The organism is Pseudomonas sp., assembly GCF_050739995.1.
GTDB lineage: Bacteria > Pseudomonadota > Gammaproteobacteria > Pseudomonadales > Pseudomonadaceae > Aquipseudomonas.
This window is the reverse complement of record NZ_JBOICG010000612.1, coordinates 1-1,515: the sequence shown is the minus strand read 5'-3', so window position 1 is coordinate 1,515 and position 1,515 is coordinate 1. Positions and strand designations below refer to the sequence as shown.

3 protein-coding genes are annotated in these 1,515 nt (G+C 59.8%); all 3 read left to right on the top strand.

Annotated features, from left to right (window positions below; genetic code table 11):
* Positions 1–150: 150 nt before the first annotated feature.
* A complete protein-coding gene (locus ACRESD_RS20585; RefSeq protein ID WP_431752586.1) occupies positions 151–810 on the top strand; it encodes a M24 family metallopeptidase in 660 nt (219 codons plus the stop codon).
* Between the two features lie 9 nt (positions 811–819).
* A complete protein-coding gene (locus ACRESD_RS20580; protein WP_431752585.1) occupies positions 820–1,173 on the top strand; it encodes a gamma-glutamylcyclotransferase family protein in 354 nt (117 codons plus the stop codon).
* Between the two features lie 100 nt (positions 1,174–1,273).
* A partial coding sequence (locus ACRESD_RS20575) for a hypothetical protein (protein ID WP_431752587.1) occupies positions 1,274–1,515 on the top strand: 242 nt, incomplete at its 3' end.

Genomic DNA, 1,515 nt, shown 5'->3' with positions numbered 1-1,515 from the left:
GTAGATAGATGTTTGACTGATCCACCGCTTTCGCGGGCAAGCCCGCTCCCACATGGGGTGGCTTGGTGTTTTCAGAGTTGGGCTCGTCCAACGTATCGCTATATAGTAAAACGCATAACGATCCGCGCAGCCCAATTCGAGGAAACACCGGTGACCGCACAACCCAAGGAAGCTGTGGGCACCGCCTACAGCATCGACTCCATGCGCTACGCCCAGGCCATGACCTGGCAAGCCATCGAACAACTCGCCCAGCGCATCCGTCCCGGCATGCTCGAGTCCGAGGCCCGCGAGTTGGGCAAGCAAGTGCTCGCCAGCCTCGACATGCAACGCATCTGGCATCCGCTGCTGGTGCGCTTCGGCGCCAATACCCTCAAGACCTTCAAGCAACGCTCCGACGGCGACCCGGTATTGGGTGAACACGATATCTTCTTCATCGACATGGGCGCCGTGTGGCAAGGCCACGAAGGCGACGCCGGTGCGACGTTCACTACCGGCAACGACCCGGACATGATCGCCTGCACCGACGCCGCCAAGGAACTGTTCGACCGCGTACAATCGCGCTGGAAAAACGATCAGGTCGCGGGCCTTGAACTTTACCGCTACGCCGAAGAGCAGGCGCAGGCCATGGGCTGGCAGTTAAACCTCGACATCAAGGGCCACCGCGTCAGCGACTTCCCCCACGCCATCCATCGCGGTGGCGACCTGGGGGATTTCGAGCACTACCCGAATGCCGGGCTGTGGATCCTGGAAATCCAGATTGCCCACCCCACCCTGCCTTACGGCGCCTTCTACGAAGACTTACTCGCTTAGGAAACAGAAATGGAACGCTCCACCGAATACCCCGTGCTGTTGTTTTCCTACGGCACCTTGCAGGACAAGTCCGTGCAGCTCGCCAACTTCGGCCGGGAATTGGTCGGCCAGCAAGACGCGATGCTCGGCTATTCGCAAAGCTGGGTCGAAATCACCGACCCGCAAGTACTGGCCACCAGTGGCAAGACCCATCACCCCATCGTCGCGCCTACCAGCGAAAGCGGCTGCAGCGTCGAAGGCATGGTCTTTCAGATCACCGAGCAGGAACTGGCAGCAGCCGATGCCTATGAAGTGTCGGACTACAAGCGCGTCTCGGTGGCGCTGGCCTCTGGCCTGACAGCCTGGGTGTATGTGCAGGCGTGAAAGTGAAACCTTGGCTGGCTGATTTCAATCTGCCAGCTGAGCGATTAGAGTGTCGCCCCCCCGGGAATTGGATCCCGGGATTGAGTTCATGGAGTTACGAGTGAAGTACGTCAGTAAAGTGGTTGCAGCAGCAGTTCTGGGTTTCACCCTCGCAGGTTGCACCGGTACCGCGATCAAATCCCCGCAATACGACAGCAGCCAATACACCGTTTTGGGCCACAGTGAAGCCAGCGCCACCGGCATCATGCTGTTCGGCGTTATCCCGATTGGCCAGAACAGCCGTTTCGTGCGCGCTCAGGACGCCGCCATCAAGGCCAAGGGCGGCGATGCGCTGATCAACAC